The sequence below is a fragment of the Leptonema illini DSM 21528 genome (assembly GCF_000243335.1).
Taxonomy (GTDB): Bacteria; Spirochaetota; Leptospiria; order Leptospirales; family Leptonemataceae; genus Leptonema; species Leptonema illini.
Genome location: NZ_JH597773.1, coordinates 4,128,260 through 4,143,599, shown reverse-complemented (window position 1 = coordinate 4,143,599; position 15,340 = coordinate 4,128,260). Strand labels below are relative to the sequence as shown.

General features: G+C 54.3%; 10 protein-coding genes. 6 read left to right on the top strand and 4 right to left on the bottom strand.

The window, feature by feature from the left end:
* The first annotated feature begins 96 nt into the window (after positions 1-96).
* The 5 genes from LEPIL_RS19550 to LEPIL_RS19530 all read left to right on the top strand — a co-directional run bounded on the left by LEPIL_RS19550 (position 97) and on the right by LEPIL_RS19530 (position 9,172).
* Complete coding sequence (locus LEPIL_RS19550) at positions 97-1,800, top strand: TolC family protein (protein WP_169314836.1); 1,704 nt, start codon at positions 97-99, stop codon at positions 1,798-1,800.
* A 218-nt stretch (positions 1,801-2,018) separates the two neighbouring features.
* On the top strand, positions 2,019-4,568 hold the full coding sequence (locus LEPIL_RS19545; protein ID WP_002775275.1) for a methyl-accepting chemotaxis protein: 2,550 nt from the start codon (positions 2,019-2,021) through the stop codon (positions 4,566-4,568).
* Positions 4,569-4,603: 35 nt separating this feature from the next.
* On the top strand, positions 4,604-5,968 hold the full coding sequence (locus LEPIL_RS19540; RefSeq protein WP_002775273.1) for an NAD-dependent succinate-semialdehyde dehydrogenase: 1,365 nt from the start codon (positions 4,604-4,606) through the stop codon (positions 5,966-5,968).
* On the top strand, positions 5,965-7,872 hold the full coding sequence (locus tag LEPIL_RS19535) for a PAS domain-containing sensor histidine kinase (protein WP_002775271.1): 1,908 nt from the start codon (positions 5,965-5,967) through the stop codon (positions 7,870-7,872). Before LEPIL_RS19540 ends, LEPIL_RS19535 begins: the two co-directional genes overlap by 4 nt.
* Positions 7,873-7,882: 10 nt before the next feature.
* Complete coding sequence (locus tag LEPIL_RS19530) at positions 7,883-9,172, top strand: GGDEF domain-containing response regulator (RefSeq protein WP_002775269.1); 1,290 nt, start codon at positions 7,883-7,885, stop codon at positions 9,170-9,172.
* Here the strand turns inward: LEPIL_RS19530 and LEPIL_RS19525 are convergent.
* Both LEPIL_RS19525 and LEPIL_RS19520 read right to left on the bottom strand, forming a co-directional pair.
* The gene (locus tag LEPIL_RS19525) at positions 9,164-10,027 is read right to left on the bottom strand and encodes a prepilin peptidase (RefSeq protein WP_002775267.1); all 864 of its coding nucleotides are present in this window, start codon (positions 10,025-10,027) and stop codon (positions 9,164-9,166) included. The two genes, LEPIL_RS19530 and LEPIL_RS19525, sit on opposite strands and share 9 nt — an antisense overlap.
* The gene (locus tag LEPIL_RS19520) at positions 10,012-10,974 is read right to left on the bottom strand and encodes an RluA family pseudouridine synthase (protein WP_002775258.1); all 963 of its coding nucleotides are present in this window, start codon (positions 10,972-10,974) and stop codon (positions 10,012-10,014) included. The genes LEPIL_RS19525 and LEPIL_RS19520 overlap by 16 nt, the downstream gene beginning before the upstream one ends.
* Positions 10,975-11,023: 49 nt before the next feature.
* On the opposite strand from LEPIL_RS19520, the gene serS reads away from it, so the two are divergent.
* The gene (serS, locus tag LEPIL_RS19515) at positions 11,024-12,277 is read left to right on the top strand and encodes a serine--tRNA ligase (protein ID WP_002775257.1); all 1,254 of its coding nucleotides are present in this window, start codon (positions 11,024-11,026) and stop codon (positions 12,275-12,277) included.
* Between the two features lie 14 nt (positions 12,278-12,291).
* Here serS and LEPIL_RS19510 read toward each other — a convergent pair whose 3' ends face one another.
* Both LEPIL_RS19510 and LEPIL_RS19505 read right to left on the bottom strand, forming a co-directional pair.
* Positions 12,292-14,337, bottom strand: a complete 2,046-nt coding sequence (locus tag LEPIL_RS19510; protein ID WP_002775256.1) for a hypothetical protein — start codon at positions 14,335-14,337, stop codon at positions 12,292-12,294.
* Positions 14,334-15,329: a glycosyltransferase family 2 protein gene (locus LEPIL_RS19505; protein ID WP_002775255.1), complete on the bottom strand. Its 996-nt coding sequence runs from the start codon at positions 15,327-15,329 to the stop codon at positions 14,334-14,336. Before LEPIL_RS19505 ends, LEPIL_RS19510 begins: the two co-directional genes overlap by 4 nt.
* Between the last annotated feature and the right edge of the window lie 11 nt (positions 15,330-15,340).

Here is a 15,340-nt window from a genome sequence, read left to right as displayed (position 1 = left end):
GGCGTTTTTCACGCCTCTGTTAGAGAGAGATTGATATTTTTTATGGACGGACCAATCTGGATACGATTTTTGAACCCGACAATCATTACAACTGCCATGTTATCAAGAACAATCCTAACCACCCTGCTTTCCGGCATGCTCTTTTTCCTCGTCGCCTCGTGCAAATCCACGACGATGAACTCCCCGGCGGAGTCCAACCTGAAAGAAACGACCGATCAGGATGCGACTCAGCCCGCAGAGGCCGTCGATGAGACCGAAACGGATGCAGAGACGACGGAAACACAGTCTCCCTTCGCTGAGGAGTTGATGACGATTCCGCTCGATAAGTCCGGGCAGCCGCGATCCCTTACGATGGAAGAGACGATCAAGCTCGTTCTACAGAACAACAATACGGTTCGCCTGCAACAGCTTGAGATCGTCAAGGCCGACACCGACCTCCTGAAAGAAGAGGCGAAGTATACGCCTAAAGTAGATTTCAAGGCGCAGAACTATCAAAAGACCGATAAAACGCTTCCTTCGACCATCTTTTCAGGAACGAAGGTCAGCCAGAACACGTATACGGCCGGTATCGAGAAGCTGTTTGAAAGCGGCACCTTCCTGCGACTGGAAGGCTCTGATACGCGCTTCGATTCCAATGCCGGCGAAGGTGCGACGGCGCTTTCGAATTCGCTGCTTTCGCGACTCGCCCAGCCGCCGGTTCATACGGGAGCCGTATCCATTCAGCTTCAACAGGAACTGCTGAAGAACTCTTTCGGTTATAGCCAGCGACGTCTGAACGAGATCGCCCGCAAGCAATCGCTGCTCAAGCGAGAGCAGCTTGAATATCAGCTGACCGGCCTGGTCGTTCAGACGATGATCAACTACTGGAATCTCGCCATCGCCGAACAGGAAGTGACGACGTCGAGACTGCTTCTGAACAACACCACGAACATAAGAAACATCACGGCTCAGAAATTGAACATCGGGCTGGCCGAAGGGTTCGAACTGAATCAATGGAACGCCCTCGTCAGCTCGGCCGAGATCCAGGTAGAGGCGGCGGAGCTCAATCGTAATACGATGCGTCGTGATCTTCTGCGTACGATGAATCTTGATCCGAATCTGAAGCTTACCGGCGCTACCGATCTCATCGACGAGTTGCCCGCCGATATCGACATCAAGAAAGATACGGAATATGCTCTCCAGCATCGCCCCGACCTGAAGGCCATCGACAAACAGATGGAGATTGCCCGCCTTTCTACCGAGCTGGCCGACAACAACCTGCTGCCTACGATGCGCATCGGTGGTAAGTACTCCAGTCGCGACTGGGGCCGTCATGGAACGACTGCCTTCAACGCCGTTCCCGACGGAAGTTATCCAGAAACGGGAGTGGAGTTCTATATGCAATATCCGCTCTGGGATGAAGGGGCGAAGGTCGATGCGCGCAACGCTCGCATTACGTTAAAGCAGCTTACCATCCAGAAGGCCGAGATTACACGACAGGTAAAGGATGAGGTCGTCCAGGGTCACGATCAGATTCGCGTCAGCTTTCAGGCGCTTCAGAAGGCTCGAAACGCCCTTCGCCAGACGGAGGCCTTTTATCTCGGTCTTGTAAACGGATATCAGCGCGGTCGGTTTACGGCCGTTGCCGTTAAAAACGCCCTTGATTCGCTCGTTCAGGCAAGACAGGCTCTGACGCGCGCCTCCATACAATACAACATCTCCCTCGTCCGTTACGATATGATCCGGAATCGGATTTTCCCGAAATATAACATCGATATCGACGACGTTATCTATAAGATGGAAAACCGACTGGAAAAGTAACTCTCGCCGATTCAAGCTTAGAAAACGCAGCGTTCTTCCGTCTCATAGGAAAGCCTGCGTTTAGCCACCGGCTAAAGGGCCTGAAAACGAGACCTGAACGGGTTTCGAGACGGGCTCAAAATCAAGAACAGTTCTTTCAGAACAGGCTGTAAAAACCCCGCTTTGCGCGCCGCCGCTTTGGGAAATCTGCCGATACTGTAAGGATTCATGGAGTTGAGATGCTGATAGTCGACAGGATTCTCGAATATGTCAGATCGATTCGCGTCCCCGTGGAAGCGACGGCCTTCAAGAGGTTGCTTTTTCTGCTGCCCGAGGCGCTGCTGTCGATCTTTGCACTGCCGATCTTTTTCCTTTTCAGGATCCTGCTTGAGCCTTCGTTGCTCAACCAGCCGCTGACGCTTCTCTTCGCTTATGGCGCCTCTCTTTCGGTTTCCGTCATAGCGGGACTTCTGTGCTACCTCAGAAACCGGAAGGATGTCGACTCGTATTTCGAACAGCTGAATAATCTAAACGCCTGGAGCGAGCAGCAGCGAGCGCAGAGCGTGAACCGGATGCTACAGATTCCGTTCCGGTTCACATTGAACCTGAGCGTACGCATCACTTTGCTCGCCGTGCTTGCGATGACGATACGTTTCGCATTTATCGATGCAAGCATCTATGATTCGGTTCGGTTTATTGCCCAGACCTTGATCTCGGCAAGCCTCGCGCTCTTTGTCCTGCTTGCCTTCCATCGACTGCTGATCGGAAATCTGCTCAACGCCACGCAATTCTTAAAGGCTCCCGTTCATCTTCTACAGTTTAATAAACTACGAGAGATCGTTTCGTTTTCGGTCTTTCTCGCCCTCGGCTTCTTCACGGGCTGGTTGATTCTCGTTATCAAGGTTACGGGCGGCCACTCGCTGTTTCAGGAAGAGCTGAAAGAAAAGGAAGGCCTGCGGACCGTTCTACAGATGCAGCTCAATCAGCGTCTCGAGGTCATGGAGGCGCAATGTTTACAGACCCGCTCTCTGATCGATAGAGACGCCACGGACGAAGAGATCCGTCAGCAATTGAAACATCCGAAAAGCCCGACGCTGAAATACATCGTTCGATGGGCGGACGGAATAGTCAGAGGAAGCTCGCTTACCCTGCCCGCACCCGATCAATGGAAGGGTCGCTCTTTCTTTATTGATGTCGTTTATGAAAACGACAAAGCGTTGCTGCTTGCCGCCTGCACGGGTAAAAATACGGCTGCGGGCCTGATATATGACGGCCACGGCGAATTCTCTCTCATACAGGCCGCCCTGCCCGCAGGATTGCACATTGTTCTTGCAAGAGAAGATGGAACGATCGCGTATCATCCTGATACTTCTCTTATCGGGAAGAGCTTCGCCTCGCTCGAAGACGCTGAGTTTTCGGGCGACGAAAGAAAACCGCAGGTCGTCTACTATCACGAAGACAATGTCGATCGCGTGCTCATCGGTCCTCATCAGGGCGGGCCGCTTTCCGTGCTGCTCCTGACCGATGCGAAGCATCTTGAAAAGAACGTAGACCATCTTCTTTTCTATATCTCTCTCGTCATGTTTCCGCTTGCCCTGGCATTCTCAGCCGGCATGCATCTGCTTCTGTTTTTCAATCTTGGAAGCGTTCGCAGCTTGAAGGATCAGGTAACACGGCTTGCCGAGGGCGATCTTCAGGCGCACATCGAGTATATTACCGGCGATAGCCTCGGCCAGCTTTCGCTGCACCTGAACGAGCTCATTGAAAAGCTGCAGAGCATCGTGAACCAGACACGTTTTACGATCGGTCTCATCCTCAGACGCAATCAGCAGAACCTTCTTCTTACCGAAGAGAACCGTCAGCAGTTCCAGGCCATATCGGCGACGGTAGAAGAGATCGCCACTTCAAGCACGGAAATCCTGACGACGGTTGAAGAGGTCGATCACAAGACGCAGCAGCAGATCGGCAACATCGATCAATATCTACAGGCCATCGAAAAACTCACGGTCACAATCGGCAAGATGAATGAGACTGTGAATCAGCTGAACTCCCTCTATAACTCAACGCGAAGCGAGGCGTCCATCGGACGATCTCTTCTTAAAGATCTAAAAGATGCGATGCGCAGCCTGGACGATCGCGCCAATCAGATCGAAGGCATCGTGGGTTTTATCAACGATATTTCGAAGCAGGTCAACCTGCTTGCTCTGAACGCTTCGATTGAGGCGGCGCGTGCCGGCGAGGCCGGACGCGGCTTTGCCGTCGTCGCCGACGAGGTGTCGCGACTCGCCGACCGTATCTCAGAGAGCGTGAAAAACATCAGCTCGCTCGTACAGGGAAACCGAGAAGAAAGCAAGCGCGGTTTCGAAAACGCTACGGAAGCGGCACGACTTTTCAACCGCGTTCTTGTCGACATGAACACGATCAACGACGTCATAGAAGAGATTGCAAAAACCCGCAACGACCTGAGCCTCACCAATCAATTCGTCGCCGAACGTAACAACGAGATTAACGAAATCGTCAAATTTATCTCAGCCAATAGCAAAGAGCAGAGATACGCGCTGAACGAGATCGGAATCGGACTGAATACCGTAATGAAGGCCGTAACCGGCCATCTCAGCCAGAACGAAAAGATACACAGCGAAGCGGCCACATTGCTGGGCTTTACGGGCGACCTGAAAGAGATTCTGCAATTCTTTACAGAAACGGAGCAGGAACGCAAGCTTGAAGCAAGCCTCGAAGCCCTTGATAACGGAGCACTGCCGCACGAGGATGATCGAAATAATCCTTGAACGTCAGGCGGGCTCCCGGCATGTGAATGCCATCTATGGAGATTCTAACCAGTATCAATCCGGCTACGGACGAGACCGTTGAGACCTTCGCCGTTCATACTCCGGCCGATGTTCAGAGATTGATCGACGGGGCTCGTCGGAGCTTTGCTCACTGGAAATCTCTTCCGCTGATGCGTCGCACGGACCTGCTGCGATCAGCGGCGAAAACCCTCCGGGATGGGAAGCAAAAATACGCCCGCATCATGACGATTGAGATGGGAAAGCCCATCACTGAAGCGCTGGCAGAGGTCGACAAATGCGCCCTGCTCTGCGATTATTATGCCGAAAACGCCGAACGCTTCTTGCAGACCGAGATCCGTCCTTCCGCTCCATTTCGCCATTCCTCTGTTCGTTTTGATCCGCTCGGTATCGTGCTTGCCGTCATGCCATGGAACTTCCCGTTCTGGCAGGTTTTTCGCGCCGCCGTGCCCGCCCTTGCCGCGGGAAACGTCATGCTACTCAAACACTCTTCGAATGTGAGCCGATGCGCACTGGAGATCGAAGAGATCTTTCGAATGGCCGGATTTCCTGACGGAGTTTTTGGAACGCTACTTCTTCCCGCTTCGCGACTCGAAAGCGTCATGCCCGAGGTCCAGGCCGTTACGCTCACAGGCTCCGAGGCGGCGGGTCGATCGCTTGCCGCCCTTGCCGGCCGTTTCTTAAAGCCCGCCGTTCTGGAACTGGGCGGATCTGATCCCTATATCGTGCTTGCCGATGCCGATGTTCGTGTTGCGGCCGAGAACGCCGTCCGTGCGCGATGCGTTAACAGCGGACAGAGCTGCATCGCCGCGAAACGATTCATCGTTCACGAAAAGATATACGATTCTTTCCTTGATCTTTTTCGCGCCGGTATGCAGGCCCTGAAGATCGGCGATCCGCTTCGGTCCGAGACTGAAATCGGGCCGCTCGCACGAAAAGATCTTCGCGAGGAGCTGCACGGGCTTGTCGAAGATGCAGGCGCAAACGGAGCGCGAATCGTTCTCGGCGGCGGCCCGCTTTTCGAAAAGGGAGCTTATTATGCTCCGACCATTATCGACGCGTTACAGCCTGCCATGCAGCTCTATCATGAGGAGGCCTTCGGTCCTGTTGCAGCCGTGCTGCCTTTCTCAGAAGATGAAGAGGCCGTTCGACTGGCTAACGATAGTCGCTTCGGGCTCGGCGCCTCGATATGGGCGGGCGATACGGAAAGGGCGATGGCGATGGCTCCGTTCATCGAGGCGGGAAGCGTCTTTATCAACGCCACCGTCCGATCCGATCCGGCGCTTCCTTTCGGCGGCATAAAAGACTCGGGTTATGGCCGCGAGCTTTCGCTTGAAGGGATTCGATCGTTTGTGAACGTAAAAACAGTAAGGCTTTTATGATCGAAGATGAAAAGATCATCGGATTTCTCGATCGGCTGAGCCACGGCCCTCTCGTCTTCTTCAAACGAAAGGCCGATGAGCAGTGGACCGTGCTGGCCATTTCAGAGAACGTGAACGACCTCTGCGGATATACAAAACAACAATTTCTGGATGGATTGCATCATCGTGAGATCATCCATCCGGAAGACATACAGAGAATCGTTCAGGAAATGACGTTCTATACCGACGTCCAGAGGGCGACACAGTATCGTCATCAACCATATCGCATCATCCATCGCGATGGCTCGGTCCGCTGGGTGCGAGAATATGGCTACGTCGAATATGAATCCAATCGGCCGACATTTATCTACGGATACCTTACCGACATAACGACGCAGAAGAACAACGTCGACGCTCTGATGATGGAGTCGTTAAAATACCGATCCTTCTTCGAAAAGCACTCCTCCATCTTTCTGCTCATTGATCCGGTTAACGGACGAATCGTGAAGGCGAACCGATCAGCGGCTCTGTTCTATGGATATTCCATCGAAGAGCTCGAGCAGATGTCCATCTCGCAGATCAACGCCCTGCCGCGAGATGAGATCAAACGGCGAATGGATGAGGCGGAACGGCTGAGGCGTAACTATTTCATCTTCCCGCATCGTCTCGCATCAGGCGAGGTTCGCACGGTAGAAGTACACAGTACACCGGCGCAGATCTACGACAGGCAGTACCTTTTCTCGATCATTCACGATATCTCTGACAGAGTTAGACTTGAGACTGAACTGAAAGAACTGAACCAGGATCTGCAACGCCGGGTCGACGAAGAAATCCTTCGTCGCACCGACATCCTGCGACGGTATCAATTGCTTTTCGAAAGAGCAGGCGGAGCCGTCTTCATCTTACAGAACACCGTTTACCTGGACTGCAACGACGCCGCGCTCGCATTATTCGGTCTTTCAGATCGAGAGCAGATCAAAGGACGGCATCCTCACGACTTCGCCCCTCCGCTTCAGATCGACGGTCAGAGCTCCGAAGAAAGGGCAACACAGGTATTTGCGCGAGCCGAGCATGAAGGCCGACAGCAATTCACCTATCTTCATCGCAGAGCCGACGGAAACGCAATCAATGTACACGTCGACCTTTCGCGCGTCGATCTCGACGAGGGCTATGTGCTCTACGCCATGTGCAAGGACGTCACGGCGGAAACGGAAAAGGAAAAACAGAAAAGCGAGACGGAACGTCTGTTGATTCAACAGGCGAAGACGGCGGCGATGGGCGATATGCTCGGCGCCATCGCCCATCAGTGGAAGCAGCCTCTGAACGCCGTCTCGCTGATGATGCAATACCTTTCGGAGTTGAGCCACGGAGGAGGTTTAACCACCGAAGCCGTCGAATCGGTCGTAAACGACGCTACTGCTCAATTGCAATACATGTCGCGAACGATCGACGACTTTCGCGATTACCTGAAACCAGAGACAGAAGAGAGAGAATTCCGTGTACGATCGAGCATCCTCGAATGCGTGGAAATCGTGCACGATCAGATGCCAGATATCGTCATCGAAACGTTCGGCGGCGACTTCGAAATCGTCGGCTACCCGAATCGTTTCAAGCAGGCTATCCTCAATCTCTTAAACAACGCACGAGATGCCATCAACCAGAGGCGTATCGCCAGGCCCGACGTCCGTGGAAGAATCGTAATCGACGTCAATGATACGCTGAGAAAAATCGACATCTCTGACAACGGTGGAGGCGTGCCCGATGATATCGCCGACCGCATATTCGAACCTTACTTTACGACGCGCCCCATCGAAGCGGGCACCGGACTCGGACTGTATATCGTGAAAATGATCGCTGAATCTATGAGAGGAGGAATCCGGCATCATAACCGGAGGGAAGGCGCCTGCTTTACTCTTCAATTCTGACCGGCCTCGCATGGAACTCATTGAAGATTTTTTCGCGCCGGCAGAGGGCAGGCTTTCGATTCTCTACGTAGAAGATAGCTACGTAAATCGTGAGTACACGCTTAAGATACTCGAACAGCGATTCCCCGATATAATAACGGCCGAAGACGGTCAACAGGGCCTTGAGCTTTTCGAAAAGCATCGCCCCGATATCGTCATCACAGACGTCCGCATGCCCGTTATGGACGGCATCACGATGGCCGGCAAGATCAAAGAGATACAGCATGATGCTCCGATCATCATCACATCGGCCTTCGGAGACCGCGAGGTTCTGATGGAGTCGATTCGCACCGGTGTGACGCGCTTCATCATGAAACCCATACATATGCAGGAGTTGCTGGCCACGCTTGACGAGCTGCGCACTGTTATTCTTTTGCGACGCCGTCTCGCGCTTCAACAATCCTTTATCGAGACGGTGCTCGATTCGCAGAACCTCATTACGATCCTCACCGACGGTGAAAGTCTTTCGGGAGCGAATCGAGCCGCTCTTCGCTTCACGGGTTTCGAAACGCTTGCCGCATTCAGAGCTAAACATAAGTGCATATGCGAATTCTTCGTTGAAGAAGAAGGCTTCGTTTCGGGCAAGAGCGACTGGCTGCAGGCGACAAGCACATCTAACGTCGCTCTGAGAGTCAAGATGCAAGACGTCGCAGACGGTACGACGCGTATTTTCAGCCCGCACGCAAGCCTTGTTCCAGGATTCGAGCATCGTTACATCGTTTCGTTCTTTGATATAACGGAGCTGGAGCTTCAAAGGCAGGAGCTGGAAAAGCTGGCCACCATCGACCCGCTTACGGGCGTGTATAACCGCCACCACTTCAATACGATTCTACAGTTCAACATCCAGAAGATACATCGCTATAATGGCGGGCATACGTTCTCTATTCTGATGCTCGATCTCGACCTTTTCAAATCGATCAACGATACCTACGGTCATCTCATGGGCGATGAAATCCTGAAAGAGTTCACTGAAAAGGTGCAGTCCAGCATCCGCAAATCCGATTTTCTCGCACGCTGGGGCGGCGAGGAGTTCGTTATCCTGGCTCCCGAAGCCGATCTCAAACAGGCGATGTTGCTCGGTGAAAAGGTGCGCGAGGTCGTCGCCTCTCACGTTTTTCAGGGAATCGACAGGCCGCTTACGACAAGCGTCGGCATCACGCAGTTTCAGATGAACGACACGATCAACTCGATCATGGATCGAGCGGATCGGGCCCTCTATGAGGCTAAAAAGGCCGGTCGCAACTGTGTTCGCTCAGAGTAACATAGACGCCAGCACCGTCGTTACGACCATCGTAACGACTGAACCCACCGCCATATAAAAACCGAGCGGAGCCGACGATCGCATATTACGATTGATCAGCCACAGATGCAGAAGCGAACCTGCCGCTCCGATCTGAAGCGGCAGCAGCAGCCAGGGAAATCCATGATGAAAGCCGAGAACGGCGCCGAGCAGTATGTCTCCAAAGCCCGGCTGACGCCCCTTCGTTACGATATACGAAACAAAGAAAAAGCCCAGAACGCCGAAACCGGCGGCGAGTCGCATCGGCATACTCGAATAGCCCTCATGCAGATAGACCGAAATTACAGAGAGAAGCAGCAAGACGGCCGTATTCTCGTAATCGAGGGTTAGCCGATTCCAGTCAGTAACCATCGCCACAAGCAGATGGCCGCAGAAAAGAAGCAGAATCAGAGCGGCGACGGCATTCTGACTGTAATGCAGAAAGAACACGCCGAGGGCGGCAAACAACGCCTCCGTTATCGGATGCCATACGGAGATGCGTTCCCCGCAGTGCTTGCTATGCTCGCTATGCTCGCAGCGCCCACCGGCAATAAACCAGCCGATAACGGGAATCAGTCTGCTTATAGAGATGCGCCCTCCACAATGAGGGCACGAAGACGGATGCGTGAAAAGCAGCTTCCATCGCTTCGAAGCCGGCATCGTTCGCCTGATGGCGCCGCCTTCTTGTTTCGTTCCCTTTTCTTTTACTTCTTCTTTGCGGCCCTTCCCGTAAAAATAATAGAGGATGCGATCGCCCAGTGCCCTGTAGAAACTGCCCAGCGCGGCGCCGATCAGGGCGATAAAGAGATAGGGCGCAATACTCAGAAAAAGATGCACTTCTCTTCAAACTCCGTAAAGCGACGGGGGATGGGCGCTTCAAAGCTCATCCGCTCTTTCGTAACCGGATGTTCAAAGCTCAGGCTTCGCGAAAGCAGCAGCAATCCGAATTTAGAGAACTCTTTAGCCGAATTGGAATACAGCTCATCGCCGACGATGGCGCACTTCAAATAAGCGAAGTGCGCTCGAATCTGATGCGTTCTGCCCGTGAGCAGGTTTACGTCGACCTTCGTGAATTTGCGCCCTCTTCGCGAGATCTTATAGTCGAGAACGCTGTATTCGGTGATGGCAAGGCGTCCGTCTTTATGCACCTGCATACGCATGCGATCGGTCGGATGCCGGCGCAACGGCTGCTCGATGCGTCCTTTGGGATCGCCGGGCGAGCCGTTTAACCAGGCCAGATACCGCTTCTCGACCTCACGACGCTGAAAGAGGCGCGAAAGCTGCCATTGCATCTGCGACGTTTTCGCGACGACCATTACGCCCTCGGTAGGGCGGTCGAGCCGGTGCACGATACCCGGGCGTCGATTCGCCTCTTGCGAGTCGACCGAGGCGATAATGGGCCAGCGATGAAGCAGGCCGTGAAGAAGCGTCGTACCTCCGCTTTCACCTGGGCCCGGGTGCACCGAGATACCGGCAGGCTTGATGATAACGGCAAGATGCTCGTCTTCATAGAGAACGGTAAAATCGACATACTCGCCTTCAAGCTTCGTCGGTTCTTCCACCGGAATCTCCAGATGAACGACGTAGCCTGTCTCAATGGCAAGCGAAGGCTTCACCTTCTTTTCGGGAAGTTCTCGCTCCTCGGCAAAAACGCGCACCGCTCCCTGTTTGACCCAGCGCTGTACCGTCGATCGGCTGTAACGCTCTTCGCCAAAATGGGCGATCAGCTCCTGTGCCAGGAATTGATCAAGCCGCATCTGCGATTCTTCTGCTTTGAACTCCACATCACCAGAAATTACTTTACAGGCAGCCGGACAACCATTCTATGCGGCTATGCTCGAGCTTCGCCTCATCCAGGAAAACCCGGAGGCGCTGAAACAGATGCTTTCACGCCGCCGCCACGAAGGCGTGGCCATCTCTGAACTTCTGAAACTGATCGAAGAATCGAAAGAGATACGTGCCCGCGCCGAAGCCCTCCGATCCGATCGGAACCGCGCCAGCAAAGAAATCGGCGCCTTAATCGGTCAGGGCAAAAAAGACGAGGCCGAGGCTCGCAAAGAAGAGGTGCGCCGCATCGGCGACGAGATTACCGGGCTTGAAAAGAAGCTTGAAGAGGTCCAATCCGCGCAGGATGAGATCGTCGTCGCCCTTCCGAACTGGGTCGATGCCGACGTTCCCGACGGAGCGGACGCCGAGGCCAACATCGAAGTGCGAAAGGTCGGCGAGATTCCCCGCTTCGACTTTCAGCCGCTTCCGCATTATGATATCGGCGAGAAGCTCGGCATCCTCGATTTTGAAAGAGGCGCAAAACTTGCCGGATCGCGCTTTTACACGTATCGCGACCTGGCCGCACGGCTGGAGCGAGCCATCATCAGCTTCATGCTCGATCTGCACACAAAGCAGAATGGTTATACAGAGATGTGGGTTCCCATTCTCGTCAACGATCAGTGTATGATGACGACGGGCCAGTATCCGAAGTTTAAGGGTGAGTACTATCAGCTCGAGCGCGACGGCCTGTCGCTGATTCCGACGGCCGAAGTGCCGCTTGTGAATCTTTATTACGACGAACTCATCAAAGAAGAAGAGCTGCCCGTCGCCGTTACGGCGGCGTCGTCGTGCTTCAGACGCGAGGCCGGAGCAGCCGGCAAGGATACTCGCGGACTCGTGCGTGTGCATCAGTTTCAAAAGGTCGAACTCGTTCGCATCACGCATCCGGATAACTCGGCGACAGAGCATGAGCAGATGCTCGCACATGCCGAATCGGTGCTCAAGGCGCTGAAGCTACCGTATCGCGTGTTGCTTCTCTGCTCGGGCGATATGGGAGCGACGGCCCGCAAAACCTACGACCTCGAGGTCTGGATGCCCGGCCTGAACCGCTGGCTTGAGATCTCGTCCGTTTCAAATTGCGGGGATTATCAGGCCCGTCGCGGCAAGATTCGCATCAAGACGAAAGACGGCAACGTCTATGCGCATACGCTGAACGGCTCGGGCCTTGCCGCCGGTCGCACCATGATCGCCGTTATGGAGAACTACCAGAAGGCCGACGGAACGTTCGACATCCCCGACGTATTACAGAAGTATCTGTAAGCCCGGGGCGTCGTTCAGCGCGAAGGCAGCAGCCTGTAGCGCGTCATACACAGACCGTCGGGATCGTTATACGTATCGACCGGCTCGATCCGCACGCCCGCCTTTAACGCACGCTCCGTCGCCCGATCACGTCCCTGCCCGGCCTTTTCGCCGCACAGATAGGTGACGTGCACGAGCTCGTTAAAGATCGGCCTGTTATCCTCTATCCAGGTCGGATAACGGTACTTTGAATCCGTGCGAATGCGTCCGCCGCCGTAGGTGCGGTATCTCAAAAAGAGATCGATCTCCGTCGCCTGGCGTCTTCCGAAAACGGGTGACGCCGTGTCATGGAAGTCATTCAGCAGAATTGCATCGGTGTTCTCGGGAACGTGAGCGGCGATGCGACGGGCGGCGTCAATCGGCGCCGGATCGGTCGTTGCGAAACAGACGTTTCTCGAATCAGATGAGACGGCAAGCAGAGGACGGGCGGCCAGCAGCGGCAGAGGCAGGATCATAAGCAGCGGCACCGTCTGACGCAGAAGCGAAGAGCCGGGTAACGACCGTCCAAGCTGCCAGAAGAGCATTCCGTGAAAGAACAGAAACACGGGAAAGATCTGAAACAGATAGCGGGCCTGATGATTGGAAGTCATGAACTGCATGACAAAGATGTTCGCCCATACAAAGAGGATCATCTGCCCCTCAAGAGAGAGCGACGTGCGCTCTGGTAGGAAACGCAGGAAAGAAGGCAGCTCGGCCGCGGGTTCATCTGTATAACGCAGCATACCCTCGCTTGAAGATGCCGGCTCATGCCGTGAGCGAGATTTTAGAGCAAAGGCAAAGGCGACCAACGCCGAGGCCAGGCCACCGAGTACGATGGCGGCCAGCGCATCGGAGGCCAGAAAATACTCCTGAAAGAGAGCGACCGGATAAAAGCGACTGCCGCCCGGCACGCGATCCGTCTGCGCCTGCACAAGCGATCCGAAGCGATCGGGATGCGAGAGAAGAATAAAGACAAACGGAAGCAGGAAATACAGATAAAAAAGACGCAGCTCGGTCGAGAAGAAATCCGGCCGACAGCGATACAGATAATGATTGAAGTCGATAAAGACGATGACGATGGCCAGATAAAGAAAGCGCTTCACGCCCTTTGTATTGACCACAGCCGAACCGAGATACGGACCGAGCACGATGATCAACGCCGCCGCCGCAAGCAGGCCGAGCGGAATCAGATGCCAGCCCGTATAACGTTCTTTCAACACGCGTATCACGGCCGAGGCGAATCCTCCGGGGGAGCGCACGATACACACAAGCAGAAGTGCCATTCCCGTAAGGATTCCAAACGGATATTTTGTAAGATAGAGGCCGGCGCCGGAAAGAGCGAAAGACCAGAGCAGCAGCATCGGTACGGACGCAGCCGAGAGCGCCGATGCGCTCGCATCCGACCTACTCCGCCCGCCTGACACGCCCCAATCGCCTGAAACGTTCCGCGCATTTTTCTCTATACGAGCGCCGGCATCGATATGCCTCAGAATAGAAAAGGCCGCCCAGGTATTCCAGGTAAAAAAGAACATGCCCTGGATCTCAAGCATGGAGCTGAACACAAACTGCGGCAGATCGACGATGCCGAGCAGCAGAAAGAGAACGGTTAACGCAAGCAGACCATTAAAGTAAGGTCGCAGCGCTTCCCGACTCTGATCTGCACCCTCACTCTGCTTGCGAAAGAAGAAGGCAAAGGCGAAAAGCAGCGCCGCCGTCGCAAAGAGAAAGAAGGCCGACGGACGACCGTCAAGCACCGGATCGGGTGAACCGTTCCAGACAAGCAAGACAATGCTGAAAAGCGTGCGAAGCGGCGGCCAGGTAGGAGAAGCAAGAATACTGCTTATACCGGGAAGAATAACCCCTCGCCTTGCATCGTCGACGATGTCGATGGCCTGCACGAAGCGCATGTTGCCGTCCCAGACAAGCGAGTCCTTATTCGGGCACGTAGCGAGAAAGAGCTCATTCCAGTTCGCGAACTGCGTCCAGAGAGCGAAGCCTCCGATGCAAAAGACGGCAGCCCAGAAAACAGACCGCAACATCATCTTCGCTTTCCTGTCGCCTTCTTAGCCGCTCGACTGCGATCCTTCGTCTTCCTGCCTGAAATCGTTTCGCCGATGATATACTGCGGACGATTCTTCACCTCGTCGAAGATTGAGCCGACGTATTCGCCGATCACTCCGATCGTCAGCAGCTGCACGCCGCCAAGAAAGACGATGGCGATCATCGTCGACGTCCATCCTGAGATCGTCGTTTCAGGATAGAGAACACGCGAAAGAACGGCATACACTGTCAGGAAGAGCCCGACAACGACGCTTGAGAAACCGAGCCCCATCGCCATCTTCAAAGGCTTTCTTGTAAAATAGAGAAGAGCGTTCGTCGCGAACTTCAGCATCTTAGACAGAGGATACTTCGTCTCGCCGGCAAAGCGAGGTTCACGCACGTATGAGATCGGCACCTGCTTGAATCCGATCCAGCTAATCAGCCCGCGAATATACTTGTTCTTCTCTTCAAGGCGACAGAACTCGTCGATGACCTTGCGGTCCACAAGGCGAAAATCCCCCGTATTCATCGGAAGCGGCACATCAGAAAGGCCGTTGATCAGACGATAGAAAAGCGACGCTGTGAAGCGTTTGAAGAAGGTCTCGCCCTTGCGCTCGTCGCGCACGGCATAAACGACGCCCGCCTCTTCATCAAGCATCTTCTGCACCATCTGCGGAATCAGCTCCGGAGGGTCCTGTAAGTCGGCGTCGATGATAACGGCGGCATCGCCCGTACATCGGTGCAGGCCGGCCGTCACGGCGGGCTGGTGACCGAAGTTTCGCGAGAAAGAGAGCACGACGACAAGGGGATCTTTTTCGGCGATGGATCGCAGAAGGGGTAGCGTCCCGTCTCTGCTTCCGTCATTGATGAAGATCAGCTCATGATCGCGCAGTCCGCTCTCCTGTAAGACTGCCTTCAGACGGCGGTAGGTCTCGTTGACGACCTCTTCTTCGTTGTAACAAGGTACGATAATGGACAGCTTTCCCCGGAACATCAGGGACAGTT

Excerpts from the sequence above, each read along its gene's own strand:
- LEPIL_RS19550 (WP_169314836.1), top strand. The coding sequence starts at position 97 with ATGTTATCAAGAACAATCCTAACCACCCTGCTTTCCGGCATGCTCTTT.
- LEPIL_RS19545 (WP_002775275.1), top strand. The coding sequence starts at position 2,019 with ATGCTGATAGTCGACAGGATTCTCGAATATGTCAGATCGATTCGCGTC.
- LEPIL_RS19540 (WP_002775273.1), top strand. The coding sequence starts at position 4,604 with ATGGAGATTCTAACCAGTATCAATCCGGCTACGGACGAGACCGTTGAG.
- LEPIL_RS19535 (WP_002775271.1), top strand. The coding sequence starts at position 5,965 with ATGATCGAAGATGAAAAGATCATCGGATTTCTCGATCGGCTGAGCCAC.
- LEPIL_RS19530 (WP_002775269.1), top strand. The coding sequence starts at position 7,883 with ATGGAACTCATTGAAGATTTTTTCGCGCCGGCAGAGGGCAGGCTTTCG.
- serS (WP_002775257.1), top strand. The coding sequence starts at position 11,024 with ATGCTCGAGCTTCGCCTCATCCAGGAAAACCCGGAGGCGCTGAAACAG.
- LEPIL_RS19510 (WP_002775256.1), bottom strand. The coding sequence starts at position 14,337 with ATGATGTTGCGGTCTGTTTTCTGGGCTGCCGTCTTTTGCATCGGAGGC.
- LEPIL_RS19505 (WP_002775255.1), bottom strand. The coding sequence starts at position 15,329 with ATGTTCCGGGGAAAGCTGTCCATTATCGTACCTTGTTACAACGAAGAA.